This window comes from Zwartia vadi, from assembly GCF_030410375.1.
GTDB lineage: Bacteria > Pseudomonadota > Gammaproteobacteria > Burkholderiales > Burkholderiaceae_B > Zwartia > Zwartia vadi.
Map to the genome: position 1 here is coordinate 120,569 of NZ_JAUHHE010000003.1, position 16,788 is coordinate 137,356.

Below are 16,788 nucleotides of genomic sequence, written 5' to 3' on the forward strand. Positions count from 1 at the left end.
CATCACGTCACAGTCAGCTGGGTCGTGACACTGGACGCATATCCATTGTCACCTGTCCATTTAAATTCAAGCGTACCGGTTTTGGTCGCGACTGTAAAAAAACTAAAAGTGGGATTGGCTCCCACGGCCGGATGCAATTCAGCTCGAAAAACCTCGACGCCATCATACGTACACACAAAATCGCGAATAATATCCCGTGGCACACGCACGCCACGGTCGGTGTGTCTAAAACCGGACTCCATATCGTGCTGAACGATCACACGAATCGGAACGATCTCGCCTTGCTTGGCGGTCTTGGCCATCGAGACAACAGTACGCGAGGTCTTGCTCATACAAGCACCTCTTCCGTACAAGCGGCAAGGGTCACCATCGTCTGCGCAGAGCCCTGCCAAAACGAACCATCACTCATCTGCGCAACCGCCCATAGTCGCTGGGAAGTCAACAGGCGAATACGCGTACTGACCTGCGCTCGACCAGCACGTGGGCCAAGATAAAAACTGACGATGTTGGGTAACGGATTACCCTCTGCGATGACATGGATCGCCTTGACGTAATCCACGGACGTCATGGGGCTCTCGACAGAGACACTCATGGGTACGAGATTGCCGTTTTCCACCAAAGGTGAAATATCAAGAATCACGCGACCTGTGCGTGGCAAGGCATCGCCGATAATTTTTTTGATGGTCTCAGCAGCCTCAGCAGGCGTCGCCTCGGCATTCCACCAAGGCACGACACCCATCGTCCCGATTGCTGCGATAAACGTTCTTCGACTGGTGCTCATGGTTTTAAGCTCACTAAAAAAGCCACGACATCTTCGATTTCCTGCGCGGTCAGTAGCGTTTTATCCGCAAACTGTGGCGCAACGCGAGTCAAGCCATCCTTTTTGAAATAAGACGGCATGATCGTGTCGGGATTAAAGCGGCTGGCATCGACGATACGCGCCCGCAACTGAGCCTCAGATAAACCCGCTGCGCTCGCAGCCAGATCTGGTGCCAAATTACCTTGGAAGCGTTCGTCAGGAAACGGGCCGCTGTGACACAAAATACACAGCCCACTCTGACGACTCAGAACAATCGCGCGTCCCCGCAACGCATCGCCGGGGACACCCGACAGAGATTCAACAATGACCTCTCTGTCGGCTTGTTGCGCCTGAGTGATTAAAGGTGCTGCCGACACAAAACATGCTATCAGCACACACCTTATCACCCGTCGCATCATATCAAAGTAAAGCCACTATTCTTCAAAGGTACATCACGCAGACGCTTGCCTGTCGCGCGATAGATCGCATTCAGAACAGCGGGTGCCGCGACCGCAATGGTGGGCTCGCCAATACCACCCCAGGACTTGCCGCCCCCCTGGATGATGATGGTTTCGACCTTGGGCATTTGCTTGAGGCGAATCGAGCCAAACGTATCGAAGTTCTTCTGTTCGACGCGACCATCCTTGATCGTGCACTCTTCTTCGAAGAGCGCCGACAAGCCGTACACAAACGAGCCAGAAACCTGGCGTTCGATCTGGGCAGGGTTCACGGCATAGCCGCAATCGGTTGAAGCGACTATACGGTGAATCTTAACTTTATTTCCATCCTGCACCGATAGTTCGCACGCCGCAGCGACATAGCTGCCAAACGACATCATCTGCGCAATACCACGATGGACGCCCGCAGGAGCGGGCTTGGTCCAGCCTATTCCGTCCGCGACAGCGTTTAACGCAGCCAGATTGCGTGGATATTTAGCCATGTACTTGCGGCGGAATTCAACAGGATCCATCCCTGCTTGCTCGGCCAGCTCGTCCATGAAACATTCGATAAAAATCGCGTTTTGGTTGACGTTCACACCACGCCAAAAGCCCGGTGGCACATGAGTATTGCGCATGGCATGATCAATCAGCTGGTTCGGGAATTCATAGCTGATTCCGTGCTCTCCACCTTCCATGACCCCTTGAAACACCAGAATGTCGCGACCCTTGTCTTTTTCAACAATCGCCGGACGCACAGCTGAGAGAATCGACTGACCAGACAGACGCATGTGCACGCCAGTCAAGTTCTTGTTTTCGTCGAAGGCACCAGTCATTTTGCACATCATGACCGGATGATAACGACCCTGCGTCATATCCTCTTCACGGGTCCAAATGAGCTTGACAGGGACGCCAGGCATTTGCTTGGCGATATTCACCGCTTGCGTGGTGTAGTCCTGAAAAGCACCACGACGACCGAAGCCGCCACCGAGATTGATCTTGTACACATCGCACTTGTCAGCGGACAGTCCGGATGCGGCGATCACTGCGGCCAATGAGGCTTCACCGTCCTGTGTGGGCACCCAGGCTTCGCAGCGCTCGGGAGTCCATTTGGCCGTCGCGTTCATCACTTCCATTGGAGCGTGATTCAGAAACGGATAGGAATAAACGGACTCGACCTTCTTTGCGGCCTTGGCAATCGCCGTCTTGGCGTCACCGCGCTGATTGCCCACGAAGGCCTGTTCAGCATTAAGACCCTCTTTGAGCATTGCTGCGATCGATGCGCTGGAAACCTTAGCATTCGGACCATCATCCCAAACGATCGGTAGCGCATCCATCGCAGTCTTTGCGACCCAGAATGTCTCGGCCACCACTGCCACAGCAGAGTCACTGACTTTGACAACTTTCTTGACACCCTTCATGCCGAGGACTTTGCTCTCGTCGTAGCTCTTGAGTTTGCCACCAAACACCGGGGACTCTTTAATGGTTGCCACCAGCATGCCGGGCAGCTTCAAGTCCATACCGTAAACCTGTTTGCCTGTGACTTTGTCTTCAAAGGTATCAATGCGTGGCACCGACTTACCAATCAGCTTCCACTCCTTGGGGTCCTTCAAAGGAATATCTTTTGGAACGGCCAACTTCGAAGCGGCATCAGCCACTTTTCCGTATGTGGTTGTGCGTCCAGTTGGCTTGTGCGTAATCACACCCTCTGACACCACGCACTCTGCAACAGGTACTTTCCAGCCATCCGCAGCCGCCTGAACCAACATCATGCGTGCCGCTGCGCCACCTTGACGAACGTACTGCTCAGATGTGCGGATACCGCGACTGCCGCCGGTCGAAAAAGATCCCCAGGGATTTTTGCGCTTGAGGCTTTCACCGGGTGTGGGGTATTCGGTTGTGACGTTTTTCCAGTTGCATTCGAGCTCTTCAGCCACCATTTGCGCCAGACCTGTGATGGTGCCCTGGCCCATTTCCGAGCGCACAACGCGCACAATCACTTTTTCATCGGGCTTGATGACGACCCACACACCGATCTCGGGTGTGGCCGCGGCAGCCTGTGCCATGCTGCTAAATGGAAACTGTAAACCAAGAGCAAGACCTGTACTGACGGCTGTCGTGCCGACAATAAACTGTCTGCGGGAAGGATTCGGGACGCGTGCATTCATGTGAGGACCCCTTAGGCTTTAGCAACTGAGTGAATCGCGGCGCGAACTTCCTGGAAGCTGCCGCAGCGACAAATATTTGTCATCGCGTTATCAATATCCGCGTCTGTAGGTTTTGGATTTTTAGCGAGCAAATCGGTCGCCGCCATCAACATGCCAGACTGGCAAAAACCACACTGTGGCACCTGGTGATCGATCCAAGCCTGTTGTAATTTTGTCAGCTTGCCATCGACAGCAAGACCTTCGATCGTTGTGACGCTTTTGCCATCAACCGCACTGACGGGGATGACACAAGAGCGGATCGCCTGGCCTTCGAGCATGACTGTACAGGCGCCACACTGGGCCACACCACAGCCGTACTTAGTCCCTGTCAAGCCGACTTGCTCCCGGATTGCCCATAACAACGGGGTGGAGGGGTCCACATCAATAGTGTGTGGTTTGCCATTGACAGTTAGTTTTATAGCCATTTGGGAGCTCCCAGTGCGATGTTGAATTGTCTTAAAAAGAATTAAGGCGAAGTTCTTGTTCTCAATACATAAAGTTACTACTCCGCAGCCCTCAACAACGCTTGGTGCATACCCTATATTCGAGCAAACATAGCGCCTGAGCGCGAATGGAGCTCAAGCACGATTAAGCCCCTGCTGATCGCTCAAGCGGGCTTGAAAAGGGTTGGTCAAACGAGAGGTGTCAGAGAAAACGATCGAGTATGCGGCGGCTGTGCTTATCGAGCTGTTGCATATCGGGGACAGAAAATCGCAGGCCGTGACTATCAGTGATGATGAGGTTGCCGCCACTGAGTCGACGGATATCCTCCTCGCCTTTGAGCACAAATTTCGTCGCACCCCGATCAGTCATCACATCCCAGGTGCTGGGTGTTGAGTAGGTTGATACTTTTAACAGTTGCCGGATCACGGGCATGACTTCACGGGAGGCTATTTCTTCGTGAATGAGGATACGGATATCCTCTGGCACGTCTGTCAATCGCTCGATCCAGAAGACCTCTTTACCCTCCGTGCTCATTAAGGCAACGAACTCAAGCGGCGCATGAACAGGAAACGCACGGACAGGAATTACTCCCTCATGCATGGTGCCATCTTCGAGACGCAACACCAAACGACCGGCTAAATTACGGCTGAGCTGAAAGTCATCCATTGTTAGCCTCGCTAGAACTCGGCAACGGGGGTTCGGCATCGAGCTGACGGGTCTGTGCTTCGTAGAGCGCATGATACGCACCACCCCGCGCCAATAAGTCCTCGTGATTACCAATCTCGACAACTTGTCCGCGATCCAGTACGACCAGTCGATCCGCTTTGCGCAAGGTACTTAACCGATGGGCAATCGCAATCGTGGTACGACCCTGGATCAAATTGTCCAGCGCTTCTTGGATTTCCATTTCAGTTGTCGTGTCGACCGATGAGGTTGCCTCATCAAGAATCAAGATTCTGGGATCGATCAACAATGCGCGCGCTATAGAAATGCGCTGTCGCTCACCTCCAGACAGAGCCTGTCCACGCTCGCCGACAAGAGAATCATATCCCTGGGGCAATCTTAAAATGAACTCATGCGCACGCGCGGCGCGCGCTGCAGCAATCACTTCTTCGCGTGAGGCGCCGGGTTTACCGTAAGCAATGTTTTCTGCGATCGTGCCAAAAAACAAGAATGGCTCCTGCAGAACCAAGCCGATATTGCTTCGGAAAGAATTGAGTGAGTACGAGCGGATGTCGACACCATCGACGCGTATACCGCCCTCGGTGACATCGTAAAAGCGGCAAATCAGATTCACCAGAGAGCTCTTGCCGGAGCCGCTATGGCCCACCAAACCAATCATCTCGCCCGCGCCGATGTTCAAATTGACATTGCGCAGCACCGTCCGGCTGCCATACCTGAACCCGACGTTGCGGATCTCGATTCGGCCTTCCATACGTTCAAGGGGTACGGGGCGCTGCGCATCCGGCACGCTCGAGACATGATCCAAAATATCAAAAATCCGCTTGGCTCCAGCAGCGGCCTGCTGGGTATACGTCACAATCCTGCTCATCGAATCCAGACGCGTGTAAAAACGTCCGATGTACGCCAAAAAAGCAGCCAGCACACCAACACTGATGGCGCTGGAAGCGACTTGGGTAATACCAAAAATCCAGACAACCAACAAACCGATTTCGGTCAAAAATGTCACAGTCGGTGCAAACAGTGCCCAGATTTTATTGATGCGATCGTTGACACTCAAATAACGATCATTCGCTTCACGGAAGCGTGCGACCTCTCGCTTTTCCTGGGCAAAAGCCTTGACCACACGAATGCCCGGAATCGTATCCGCCAGCACATTGGTCAGCTCACTCCAGGAGCGATCGACTTTTTCAAAGCCGAAACGCAAGCGATCCCTCACCATGTGAATCATCCAAATAATGATCGGAAGGGGAACCAAGGTCGTGACAGCAAGCCACGGATCAATAGACAGCAAAATCGCAGCCGTCATCAAGATCATCAGCACATCATTGACGAAGTCTAGGAAATGCAATGAAAGGAACAGATTGATGCGATCTGTTTCACTGCCAATTCTCGCCATCAGATCGCCCGTGCGCTTGCCACCAAAAAACTGCAGAGACAAAGTCTGCAAGTGATTGAAGGTCGTTGTGCGCAAATCAGCACCGATTCGTTCACTTACCCAGGACAGTAAATAGGTGCGTGCCCAGCCTAGCAGCCACGCCAATAAGGCCGCGACAACCAGACCCGTCAAATAAAGTGTGACCAAGTCATAATCGATCGGCTTGCCATTTTGAAATGGAATCAAAATGTCATCCATCAATGGCATGGTCAGATAAGGGGGTACCAGCGAAGCGGCAGTCGACATCAGCGTCAACAAGAGACCGACAAGCAAAGGCAGACGGTATGGTTTGGCAAAGCGGGCCAAACGCAGCAATGCCCATGTGTCGCTCGGTCCTGTCGGCGCGGCATCGCACACGGCGCACTCATCCTGATCGGGTGCGAAGGGTGTACCGCAAGCCGGACAGGAGGCGGCATCAACCGTAATTTCAGCGTCGGGATCTCGCAGCTTTTTTTGCAAATTACCAAAAAGCTCAACCATCCGTGCCACAGCGGGGACAATTCCCAGCGTGTGGCGCCAAATCCCTAAACGGGTTGTGCCGTCGAACAGCTCTATAGCGCCAACACCTGCGTGATCGCGGTGCTGCAACGACTGTGTGGTTGAAACCGTCCAGACAAGCCAGTCCGCCGAGCCCGGCGCGCGAGAAAACAAACGGTTGGAGGACAGGACCAGCGCACCGGAAGCAAAAAACAGCTGCTCGTCCAGATCGGGCTCAAGCCAAGCAAGGACGTGTTCATCCGGCTCCAACAGCGCAGTCAGTTCACCTGACCAACTGGTGGGCATCGTAGGGCCGAGCGTAAGCTCAGAGGCGGAGAGTGTTGTCATTGCTGCGGCAGAAGGGAATCTTCAGTCTGGAACACCGACTGCAACAGAAATCTGTTCATTGAGAAAATTTGGCTGGCTCGATATGCTGTTCACAATGCAAGTATAACTAGCATATGGACGAAGTATCAGTCGCGACGGGTGTCAGCCTCAACCAAAGGTGCTTTTTGCTGCGATAATGACACATGCATGACATTGTGCAGCGCAACAATGTACCTTTAAAGCAGCTTGAATCGTTTCTTATGAGCACATGTAACATCTCGATTCTGCGCAGTATCCATTTGCGCGGACCGAACATCTGGACCTATCGCCCCGTCATTGAGGCGTGGATTCAATTTGATGGCCTACAAACGCTCCCTGCGCCGACCCTGCGCGCCGCATACGAGCGTTTATGCCTCATGGTACCCACCCTCTCGTATCCAGGCCCAGGCATCGAAGCATCGCGGGATACTCCCTCCTTGTTGTCCTCAGGTTTTTGGTCTCCTCATTTACTTGAGCACCTCACGCTCGTGTTGCAACAACTCGCCGGCATGCCCGGCGGCTTTGGACAAACCCAAGCCACCTCCCAGCCGGGACTGTACAAAGTCGTTGTCCGCGCTTGGCACGAAACGGTGACGCGACAAGCTTTTGAATTTGCCCGGACGCTAATCCTCAGCGCGATCAGACAAGAACCCGTCGAAGTCAGCGAAATGATCCAGACGCTTCATGACTTGCGTCTGCAGTATTGCCTCGGTCCGAGCACAGCATGCATTGTTGATGCCGCAGACGATCGGGATATTCCAGCTATTCGATTAAGTGCCGGAAACCTGCTGCAACTAGGCTATGGCGTCAATCAACGCCGCATCTGGACTGCGGAAACAGACAACACCGGCGCCATTGCCGAGACCATTTCCCGCGACAAAGATCTGACCAAGAGCCTGCTTCAGGCCTGCGGCGTGCCCGTACCAGTTGGGCGCGAAGTGAACAGTGCTGCGGACGCATGGCAAGCTGCGCAAGACTTAGGTTTGCCTGTCGTGGTGAAACCAAGCGATGGCAACCATGGGCGCGGCGTATTTACCAACCTCTCTTCAAAAGAAGAGATCGATCAAGCTTACTCGGTCGCGATCGAGGAAGGCTCGAGCGTCATTGTTGAACAATTCATCCGGGGCAATGAGCATCGACTCCTGATTGTGGGTGGCAAATTGATCGCCGCTGCAAAAGGCCAATATGCCACGATTACCGGCGACGGCCATCAAACAATCCGGGAACTGATCGACTCGCAACTCAACGCGGACCCTCGACGGGGCCACGAGGAAGATCAGCCGCTGAATTACGTCCGTCTGGACTCCGCTGCCATCCTCGAAATTGCCCGACAGGGTTTTGCCCCCGACGACGTCCCCAAAAACGGGCAAGAGATCACGATCCAACGTAACGGCAATGTGGCGTTCGACTGCACGGATGAAGTCCATCCCGATGTCGCTGCCATCGCCTGCACAGCTGCCCGGATAGTAGGCTTGGACATCGCGGGCATTGACCTGGTCGCTGAAGACATCTCAAAACCTCTCGCCGCACAGCACGGCGCAATCGTAGAAGTCAATGCAGGCCCGGGTTTGCTCATGCACCTCAAACCTGCACTGGGGCGGCCCAGACAAGTCGGCAAGGACATCGTTGGCTACACCTTTCCGCCAGGCGATATGGCCAGAGTGCCTGTTGTAGGCATCACCGGAACAAGTGGAAAGACGCTCACTGGCAAGCTCCTCTTTAATCTCCTGACCCTGCATGGCTGGCGCACTGGCTTGGCTTCGAGCGAAGGTCTGTTCGTTGATCGCCGCAAGCTTCGCGCAGGCAACTGTGCCGACCATGCGAACGGCAGACGCGTCCTGCTGAACCGAGAGGTAGAAGCCGCCATCATCGAAAACGGCTGTAAACAGATCCTGACCGAGGGACTCTCTTACGAACGCTGTGAAGTCGGCATCATCACCAACGTCGACTGGACAGAAGATCTTGCCGCCTACGAAATATGTGACGAGATTGATCTGGTGAACATCTACCGGACACAGATGGATGTCGTGTTGCCAAGTGGCATGGCGATTCTAAATGCGAACGATGCGCGCGTGATGGGTTTGGCTCAATATTGTGATGGCACCGTTACCTTGTTTAGTCATCAGGCTCAGCTGCCTGCACTGACTGCACATATTGCGAACGGTGCGCGCGCCGTGTTTGTCGATCACGGACAGCTTATTTTGGCCGAAGGTTCCGTGCGCCGCAATCTCTGCCCGATTGCTTCAATCCCGGTCATCAGACAGAACGACCAGTCCGTGCACATCACCAGCGTGCTCGCGGCCGCTGCGGCGGCCTGGGCACTTGGGGTCTCTCCCGAACTAATCGAAGCCGGCCTCATTGCGTTTGAAATAAACTAAACCACAACTCCAATCGCCCCCCTCTTTATCTCCCAGGAATCCAAATGGAAGTTTCTAGAATTCGCGCCTTACGTGGCCCTAACTTGTGGAGTCGTCACACCGCCATCGAGGCGGTTGTCACCTGCACGGGAGATGAGGCAGACCTGGACCAGATGCCAGGCTTTGTCACAAGGTTGCGAGCCCGATTTCCTGAAATGAAACCACTGCGTCCCCTGGGCCACAAAGAGCCCATTACGGTCGCACACGCTCTCGAGGCCATCACGCTTGGACTGCAAGCTTCGGCAGGGTGTCCTGTGGCGTTCGGACAAACGACCGCGACACCTGAGCAAAACGTTTTTCAGATCGTCATTCAATACAGCGAAGAGCCTGTTGGACGGCGCGCACTGGAACTGGCTGAAAATTTGTGTCAGGCGGCACTCGACGATTCCCCGTTTGACATCAAACGCGCGCTGGCCGAGTTACGCGAGCTCGACGAAGATGTTCGGCTCGGACCTAGCACGGGGTCGATTGTCGATGCTGCCGTCGCTCGAGGCATACCATATCGACGCTTGACTGAAGGGAGTCTGGTCCAGTTTGGCTGGGGTAGCAAACAAAAGCGTATTCAGGCCGCAGAAACAAGCGGGACCAGCGCCATCGCCGAAGCCATCGCCCAGGACAAAGACCTCACCAAAATGCTTCTGCAAGCTGCTGGCGTGCCCGTGCCAGAGGGTCATGTCACACGTGATCCAGACCAAGCCTGGGAAATCGCGAATCAAATCGGTTTGCCTGTGGTGATCAAACCGCGCGACGGCAATCAGGGCAAAGGCGTCGCCGTCAATATCGAAACGCGAGAACAGCTGAACAAAGCCTTTGATGTCGCATGCACGATCAGTCGTGACGTGATCGTCGAACAGTACATTCCAGGACACGATTTCAGAATGCTGGTGATTGGCAACCAGCTGATCGCAGCCGCCAGACGCGATCCGCCGAGTGTGATCGGTGACGGTCAGCACACCATCGCGCAACTTGTTGAAACGGTCAACCTCGATCCCTTGCGCGGTGATGGCCACGCCACAGCGCTGACCAAGATTCGTCTCGACGATATCGCATTGGCTACGCTTGCCAATCAGGGCCTGACCGCCCAATCCATCCCTGAAAATGGACAACGCATTTTGTTGCGTAATAACGCCAATCTCAGCACGGGCGGCAGCGCGACCGATGTCACAGACGAAGTGCATCCAGAACTTGCCGCTCGCATGATTACGGCCGCCCAGATGGTCGGCCTCGATATTGCCGGCGTCGATTTGGTAGCCGAAACCGTGATCAAACCGATGGAGGAGCAACGAGCCGGAATTGTGGAAATCAATGCGGCTCCCGGACTGCGCATGCATCTCAGTCCCTCTTTCGGTAAAGCACGCCCTGTCGGGGAAGCCATCATCTCGACGATGTTTGCAGAAGGCGACAACGCGCGCATCCCTGTGGTGGCCGTGACGGGAACGAACGGAAAAACAACGACTGTTCGCCTCATTGCGCACATCATTCGCGCAAGTGGCAAGCGCGTGGGGATGACAAACTCTGACGGCGTGTATATCGAGCAACGCTGCATTGATACTGGCGACTGCAGCGGTCCGCGAAGCGCCCGCAATGTGCTGATGCACCCCGATGTCGATGCCGCAGTATTCGAAACAGCGCGTGGCGGGATTTTGCGCGAAGGCCTCGGCTTTGATAGGTGCGATGTCGCAGTCGTGACCAATTTGGGGGTGGGCGACCATCTTGGCATGAACTTCATCACATCCTTCGATGGGTTGGCGCTGGTCAAGCGAGTCATCGTTCAAAACGTCGCGCCAACCGGTGCCGCAGTGCTCAACGCCATGGATCCAATGGTTCTAAAAATGGCTGATGCATGTCCGGGATCAGTGGTGCTTTTTGCGACAGATCGCCTGAACCCTGCTCTAAACACCCATCGCGCCCAAGGCAAGCGTGTGGTGTTTATCGACGGCGAGTCCATCGTCGCCCAAGAAGGTAGTTTTGAAAACAGGATTCCCCTGAAGTCCATTCCTTTAACACGCAATGGCAGCATTACGTTTCAAAATGAAAATGCGATGGCCTCTGTTGCAGCAGCCTGGTCGCTTGGCATTGACTGGCAAACAATCGCCATTGGACTTTCGACCTTCGTCAACGATGCCCAGACTGCGCCCGGCCGTTTCAATGTCTTTGAATATCGCGGCGCGACGCTGATTGCCGACTATGGACATAATCCCGATGCCATTCAGGCGCTCATTCAAGCCATCGAAACCATGCCGGCCAAACGTCGAATGGTTGTCATCAGTGGCGCGGGGGATCGACGTGACGAAGATATCGTGCGTCAGACAGAAATTCTTGGCGAAGCATTTGATCAAGCAATCTTGTATCAGGATCAATGCCAGCGCGGACGCGAAGACGGAGAGGTTCTCGCGCTTCTGCAACAAGGTCTGAAAAATGTCTCTCGCACCAAGGAGATTATCGAGATCCGGGGAGAGTTTTTGGCCATTGATACGGCCTTGGCCAAACTGCAACCTGGGGATCTGTGTTTGATCTTGATCGACCAGGTGCAAGAAGCGCTCGATCACATCGCCCTGCGTGTCGGGCAGGGCTGAGGTGTATTAGGTTTTTCCTTTCTCGCCTGATGATCCGGGCGGGAAGGGAAACGTCGAAAACATCGCGCGTGTCTGATCCTGCATCTTGTCCTGCATCTGAGAAAACAGATTCTTGCTTTGCTCGACGTAGTTGTTCATCATGTTTTGCACCATGGGCGTTTGTGCAGTCATAAATTGTGACCACGCTTCGGGAGCAAACTGATTGGTACCGTAGAGTCCCTTGGACTGATCAGCCATCTTCTCCTGAATTTCCATGAAAGCTTGGATGTTTTTTTCAAGATATGATCCCATCATGCCTTGCATGGCATGACCATAAAAGCGGATCACTTGCGCGAGCATGGTTGAGGAGAACATCGGCATGCCGCCACTTTCTTCTTCGAGAATAATCTGGAGCAGAATACTGCGGGTTAAATCCTCGGAGGACTTCGCATCGACGACTTTGAACAATTCGTTTTCCAGCACCAGCTGCTTGACATCAGCAAGTGTGATGTAAGTACTGGTTTGGGTATCGTACAAACGACGGTTGGGATATTTTTTAATCAGGCGTACGGATGCGCCCGTTGCTGCTTCAGTCATTACTGTCCCCAGATCTATCTGTCTATTTGACCACTTAAATACGCATTACTCAGCCACTCGAGACCAACTTGCCAGTTGGATCGATTGACCCAACCGGCACGGGTCATCCGCTAGCCCATATGCAAACCACCGTTCAATGAGAAGTCCGCACCAGTTGAAAATCCAGACTCCTCAGAAGCAATCCAGGCAACAATCGAGGCAATCTCCTCGGGACGACCCAACCGCTTGACAGGAATCGTTGCGATAATTTTTTCCAGCACATCCGGACGAATCGCACGCACCATATCTGTTCCAATGTATCCGGGTGATACGGTATTGACCGTCACGCCCTTGCTGGCAACCTCAAGCGCCAACGACATCGTGAATCCGTGAATCGCCGCTTTGGCCGTCGCGTAATTACATTGACCAAACTGACCTTTCTGGCCATTCACCGAACTGATGTTAATGATACGCCCAAAACCTCGATCCGCCATGCCATCAATCACTTGCTTGGTGACGTTGAACAAACTATTGAGATTGGTATCCATCACAGCACGCCAATCCTCCGCCGTCATCTTTCGAAAGACTCCGTCACGGGTAATCCCAGCGTTATTCACCAGAATATCCACCGGACCATGCTCTGCCACAACCTTCTTAAACGCTGCCTCGCAGGAGTTCCAGTCCGCAACGTTGCCAACGGATGCATAAAACTTGAAACCGAGGGCTGCCTGTTCGTCAATCCACTGCTGATGATCCCGGCTGGGCCCACAACCTGCGATCACCGTCATCCCATCTTTGGCCAGACGCTGACAAATTGCAGTGCCGATACCACCCATCCCTCCCGTGACATACGCAATTTTTGCACTCATATTTGATCTCCCTGGTTATTCCTGCGCACTGCATTGAACTGCACATAAAAACATCAAACGCTATATCGCTCTCACCTTCACATAAGAACCCGGTGCATCCTCGAGAACTTTAAAACGCGCGTCCCCTAAAACCTTTGGCGCACGCACGCGCTTGCCGCTGTGGGCAGTGAGCCATTCGAGCCAAGCTGGCCACCAGCTGCCTGGTTTTTCGATTGCCTGTTGTTCCCATTCCTCAGAATTTTTGTGGTTGGCCTTTGAAGAGCCCACCCAATAACTACGCTTGTTTTTCGCCGGTGGATTGATGACACCTGCGATATGTCCCGAAGCACCCAGGACAAAAGTGTTGTCGCCACCAAAAAGCGATAACGTGGCAAACGCTGATTGCCAAGGCACGATGTGATCCTCGCGCGAGGCATAGATAAAAGCGGGAATCTTGACTTTACGCATATCGATCAACTCGCCACAACAAGTCAGGCGGTTCGGTCGACACAATTTATTATTCAAATATGTATTACGGAAATACCAAGAGAAAAACGGCCCTGGCAAGTTCGTGCCATCGCTATTCCAAAAAAGTAAATCAAAGGCGACAGGTTTTTCGCCTTTTAAATAATTGGAAACCACATAATTCCAGACAAGCTCGTTGGGGCGCAGAAAAGAAAATGTTGAACCCAACTCCCGTGCGGACATCAATCCGCCCTGACCGATCTGTTGTTCACGCAATCGGGCATGCTGCTCGTCCACAAACACGCCGAGCATCCCAGTGTCTTTAAAGTCAACCATCGCTGTCAACATCGTGACGGCAGAAACGGGTTCCTCGCCACGTGCGGCGGCCACAGCAAGTGCGGTGGCAAGCATGGTGCCCCCCACACAGAAACCCAGGGCATTGATCTGAGCTTGCTTTGAAATCGTGCGTGTCACCTCGATCGCTTTAAGAACGCCATGCTCCAGATAATCATCCCAAGTCGCTTTTTCAATCCCATCCGTATCTTCGGGGAGGGGATTGCGCCAGGAGATCATAAATACGGTCAAGCCCTGGTCAACAAGGTGGCGAACCAGAGAGTTTTCCGGCTGCAAATCAAGAATGTAAAACTTGTTGATACAGGGTGGAACAAAAAGGATCGGTTTTTGAAAAACAGTGGAGGTGCTGGGTGCGTACTGAAGCAATTGAAAATATTTGTTTTCAAAGACTACCGCACCCGCGGTGGTCGCCACATTTTCACCAATCCTGAATTTCGTTTCGTCCGTCTGGGTAATCCGTCCCTTTTGCAAATCAGACAAGAGATTATTCATCCCCGCAACAATCGTCTCCCCTTTGGATTCCAGCAAAGCCGCCTGAGCTTCAGGATTGGTCACCAAGAAATTGGCGGGAGACAAAGCGTCCAGCCACTGGCTGACTGAAAATTCCAGTCTGTTCTTGACCGCAGGGTCGGCTGCAGAGGCTTTTACCATGCGGCTCATCGCATCCGCAGACAGCAGATACAAATGCGCCATCAACAAATGTGGTTGGCTCGCTTGCCAGGCAGGTGCCGCAAAACGCCTGTCTTTGAGAGGCGTTAAATGACCGTCGCTCGCATCCTGAGAAATGCGTTTCCAACCCTCTAAAAAATCTTGCTGAATCTTGACGAGTTCTTCGGGTGGAATGCCGTTAGGGGGAACCCAACCATTTGGAAAAGGAAAATTCAAATCGTGACCTCTGTAAGCACGCAGCGATTCAATCCTGCGCCGCAAAGCAAAGAATGTCAATCAGGGGAAACTGCCGCAACATCAATTAGCACATCTACCGGCATAAGTTGTCAACCAGGCAACGGTTGCCATGCGCCCAGTTATTCGATCACGCCTATACGAAAAGAATTGCTTAGGGTTGGTAAAAGTACAACAACTACTCTGTTCGATTGTCATCACGCCCATCTTTTGCAAACGCAAATGAGCCAAACCGGCAAGATCGAGACGCCACCGCGCATCCTCGGAAGGATCCGGCACACACAGGGAGGGTTGCTCATCCAACTCGGCAGAAAAAGCCTCTAGGACATCCGCCCCCACTTGAAAGGACGCAGCACCGATGCCTGGCCCAATCCATGCCCGCCAATGGCGTCCAAGCGGTTGTTTCAACCGCATCATTGCAAGGGTTTCTTCAAGAACACCTGCAGCCAGCCCCTTCCAACCCGCGTGTGCAGCGCCTAACACTGTACCTTGATCGTCAGACAGTACGACAGACAAGCAATCGGCCGTCAACACAGCCAACACGCGCCCAGCTTGCGTCGTGACCGCCGCATCAGCCTCCGGGGGTAGCTGGTCATCAGAAAAGATCTGGTGATCATCCGCATCGACCACCCGAACACCATGGACTTGTTTGAGCCAAGCGGGTTCAGCGGGGATCAGAGAACGAAGTATGCGTCTATTGGCCAAAACGGTGTGGACGGTATCGCCTGCGCCCAGTCCAAGATTGAGCGTGTCGTAGGGGGGTACGCCAACCCCACCCGTTCGCGTGGTACAGAACGCATGCACACCTGGCCACTCCGACAGAGGCCTCACCACGGGAATCGAACTCGCGTCGTTTATTTCCATTGAATGTGCTCTTGAACACGCAAAAGGTCCTCGGCAGGTGGCGCGGTAAAGCTCACCTCCTGCCCTACATGACCGGGATCTTCAAATCGAATTTGGTAGGCATGAAGCATTTGACGATTGGCATCCCCTAAAATCCGGCCACCATATTGCGTATCACCAAGCAAGGGGTGACCCAGACTCGCCAGATGCACGCGGATTTGGTGTGTACGACCGGTTTCCAAACGACAACGCACTTGGGAAATATTAGAGCCAAGGTACTCCCCTACGCGCATCAACTCGTAGTGAGTCACAGCTGCTTTGGGTGCGCTGGGTCGCTCAACAGCCATTCTCACCGGCACACGCGGATCCCGCCCGATCGGACGATCGACCGTGCCGGTTGCGAGCATGCGTCCGTGTGCCAAAGCCAGATACTCCCGCCCCATCGTACGCGCCTGGAGTTGCCGGACAAGATGTGTTTGGGACACTTCGTTTCTGGCCACCACCAGCAGCCCGGAAGTATCCTTGTCCAAGCGATGCACAATCCCCGCTCTGGCCACCTGCGCCAACTCAGGATAGCGGTACAGCAAACCATTCAAAAGCGTACCGGTCCAGTTGCCCGCTCCCGGGTGGGTTACCAGCCCGACAGGCTTATTGACCACGATCCAGTCTGGACTTTCACCTAGAACCTCGAACGCAATCGGTTCAGGTTTGAAGGCTCCCTCCTCTGGCGAGGGCTGCTCATACACAGCAATGACATCATCCTCTCGCAGGGTCTGTCGCACACGCGCAACCTGCCCGTTGACGAGCACATGCCCACGTTCAATCCAGGACTGCAAACGGCTGCGTGAGTGCTGGGGCATTAACTGGGCAAGAACCTTGTCCAGACGCTCAAGCGGCATCTCATCGGTCACCAGGAAAGTCTGCGGCTCATCGTCCGGTAGAACTTCTTCAGAAATAGGGGTATCAGGCATTTGGACT

General features: G+C 53.8%; 14 protein-coding genes. 2 read left to right on the plus strand and 12 right to left on the minus strand.

Annotation, left to right across the window (positions count from 1 at the left end):
• Positions 1-2 precede the first annotated feature (2 nt).
• From QWY27_RS03630 to QWY27_RS03660, 7 genes are all read right to left on the minus strand, one after another.
• Positions 3-332 (minus strand): thiosulfate oxidation carrier complex protein SoxZ, encoded by a 330-nt coding sequence (locus QWY27_RS03630; protein WP_290194819.1) that lies wholly within the window; start codon positions 330-332, stop codon positions 3-5.
• The gene (locus QWY27_RS03635) at positions 329-781 is read right to left on the minus strand and encodes a SoxY-related AACIE arm protein (RefSeq protein WP_290194820.1); all 453 of its coding nucleotides are present in this window, start codon (positions 779-781) and stop codon (positions 329-331) included. The genes QWY27_RS03630 and QWY27_RS03635 overlap by 4 nt, the downstream gene beginning before the upstream one ends.
• On the minus strand, positions 778-1,176 hold the full coding sequence (gene soxX / locus QWY27_RS03640) for a sulfur oxidation c-type cytochrome SoxX (protein WP_290194822.1): 399 nt from the start codon (positions 1,174-1,176) through the stop codon (positions 778-780). Before soxX ends, QWY27_RS03635 begins: the two co-directional genes overlap by 4 nt.
• Before the next feature lie 38 nt (positions 1,177-1,214).
• Positions 1,215-3,404, minus strand: a complete 2,190-nt coding sequence (locus QWY27_RS03645; protein ID WP_290194824.1) for a xanthine dehydrogenase family protein molybdopterin-binding subunit — start codon at positions 3,402-3,404, stop codon at positions 1,215-1,217.
• An 11-nt stretch (positions 3,405-3,415) separates the two neighbouring features.
• Positions 3,416-3,862: a (2Fe-2S)-binding protein gene (locus QWY27_RS03650; RefSeq protein WP_290195049.1), complete on the minus strand. Its 447-nt coding sequence runs from the start codon at positions 3,860-3,862 to the stop codon at positions 3,416-3,418.
• A 226-nt stretch (positions 3,863-4,088) separates the two neighbouring features.
• Entirely contained in the window at positions 4,089-4,553 is a 465-nt protein-coding gene (locus QWY27_RS03655; RefSeq protein ID WP_290194825.1) for a cyanophycin metabolism-associated DUF1854 family protein, read from the minus strand.
• Complete coding sequence (locus QWY27_RS03660; RefSeq protein WP_435433438.1) at positions 4,546-6,831, minus strand: cyanophycin metabolism-associated ABC transporter; 2,286 nt, start codon at positions 6,829-6,831, stop codon at positions 4,546-4,548. The genes QWY27_RS03655 and QWY27_RS03660 overlap by 8 nt, the downstream gene beginning before the upstream one ends.
• Before the next feature lie 239 nt (positions 6,832-7,070).
• Between QWY27_RS03660 and QWY27_RS03665 the strand changes: the two genes are divergently transcribed.
• Both QWY27_RS03665 and cphA read left to right on the plus strand, forming a co-directional pair.
• Complete coding sequence (locus tag QWY27_RS03665; RefSeq protein WP_290194827.1) at positions 7,071-9,227, plus strand: cyanophycin synthetase; 2,157 nt, start codon at positions 7,071-7,073, stop codon at positions 9,225-9,227.
• 44 nt (positions 9,228-9,271) lie between these two features.
• On the plus strand, positions 9,272-11,842 hold the full coding sequence (gene cphA / locus QWY27_RS03670) for a cyanophycin synthetase (RefSeq protein ID WP_290194829.1): 2,571 nt from the start codon (positions 9,272-9,274) through the stop codon (positions 11,840-11,842).
• A gap of 6 nt (positions 11,843-11,848) precedes the next feature.
• On the opposite strand, the gene phaR is transcribed toward cphA, so the two are convergent.
• The 5 genes from phaR to QWY27_RS03695 all read right to left on the minus strand — a co-directional run bounded on the left by phaR (position 11,849) and on the right by QWY27_RS03695 (position 16,781).
• The gene (gene phaR / locus QWY27_RS03675) at positions 11,849-12,418 is read right to left on the minus strand and encodes a polyhydroxyalkanoate synthesis repressor PhaR (protein ID WP_290194832.1); all 570 of its coding nucleotides are present in this window, start codon (positions 12,416-12,418) and stop codon (positions 11,849-11,851) included.
• A 110-nt stretch (positions 12,419-12,528) separates the two neighbouring features.
• Positions 12,529-13,266: an acetoacetyl-CoA reductase gene (gene phbB, locus QWY27_RS03680; RefSeq protein ID WP_290194835.1), complete on the minus strand. Its 738-nt coding sequence runs from the start codon at positions 13,264-13,266 to the stop codon at positions 12,529-12,531.
• A gap of 60 nt (positions 13,267-13,326) precedes the next feature.
• Complete coding sequence (gene phaC / locus QWY27_RS03685; RefSeq protein ID WP_290194837.1) at positions 13,327-14,949, minus strand: class I poly(R)-hydroxyalkanoic acid synthase; 1,623 nt, start codon at positions 14,947-14,949, stop codon at positions 13,327-13,329.
• Positions 14,950-15,030: 81 nt separating this feature from the next.
• Positions 15,031-15,831: a peptidoglycan editing factor PgeF gene (gene pgeF, locus QWY27_RS03690; protein ID WP_290194839.1), complete on the minus strand. Its 801-nt coding sequence runs from the start codon at positions 15,829-15,831 to the stop codon at positions 15,031-15,033.
• Positions 15,822-16,781 carry an RluA family pseudouridine synthase gene (locus QWY27_RS03695; protein ID WP_290194841.1) on the minus strand — a complete coding sequence of 320 codons (960 nt, stop codon included), beginning with the start codon at positions 16,779-16,781 and terminating at the stop codon, positions 15,822-15,824. Before QWY27_RS03695 ends, pgeF begins: the two co-directional genes overlap by 10 nt.
• Positions 16,782-16,788 lie beyond the last annotated feature (7 nt).

Bases quoted from the DNA above. Each gene is read 5' to 3' on its own strand.
- phaR (WP_290194832.1), bottom strand. From the start codon at position 12,418: ATGACTGAAGCAGCAACGGGCGCATCCGTACGCCTGATTAAAAAATAT.
- QWY27_RS03665 (WP_290194827.1), top strand. From the start codon at position 7,071: ATGAGCACATGTAACATCTCGATTCTGCGCAGTATCCATTTGCGCGGA.
- QWY27_RS03635 (WP_290194820.1), bottom strand. From the start codon at position 781: ATGAGCACCAGTCGAAGAACGTTTATCGCAGCAATCGGGACGATGGGT.
- QWY27_RS03630 (WP_290194819.1), bottom strand. From the start codon at position 332: ATGAGCAAGACCTCGCGTACTGTTGTCTCGATGGCCAAGACCGCCAAG.
- QWY27_RS03660 (WP_435433438.1), bottom strand. From the start codon at position 6,831: ATGACAACACTCTCCGCCTCTGAGCTTACGCTCGGCCCTACGATGCCC.
- cphA (WP_290194829.1), top strand. From the start codon at position 9,272: ATGGAAGTTTCTAGAATTCGCGCCTTACGTGGCCCTAACTTGTGGAGT.
- phbB (WP_290194835.1), bottom strand. From the start codon at position 13,266: ATGAGTGCAAAAATTGCGTATGTCACGGGAGGGATGGGTGGTATCGGC.
- QWY27_RS03655 (WP_290194825.1), bottom strand. From the start codon at position 4,553: ATGGATGACTTTCAGCTCAGCCGTAATTTAGCCGGTCGTTTGGTGTTG.
- QWY27_RS03695 (WP_290194841.1), bottom strand. From the start codon at position 16,781: ATGCCTGATACCCCTATTTCTGAAGAAGTTCTACCGGACGATGAGCCG.
- pgeF (WP_290194839.1), bottom strand. From the start codon at position 15,831: ATGGAAATAAACGACGCGAGTTCGATTCCCGTGGTGAGGCCTCTGTCG.
- QWY27_RS03645 (WP_290194824.1), bottom strand. From the start codon at position 3,404: ATGAATGCACGCGTCCCGAATCCTTCCCGCAGACAGTTTATTGTCGGC.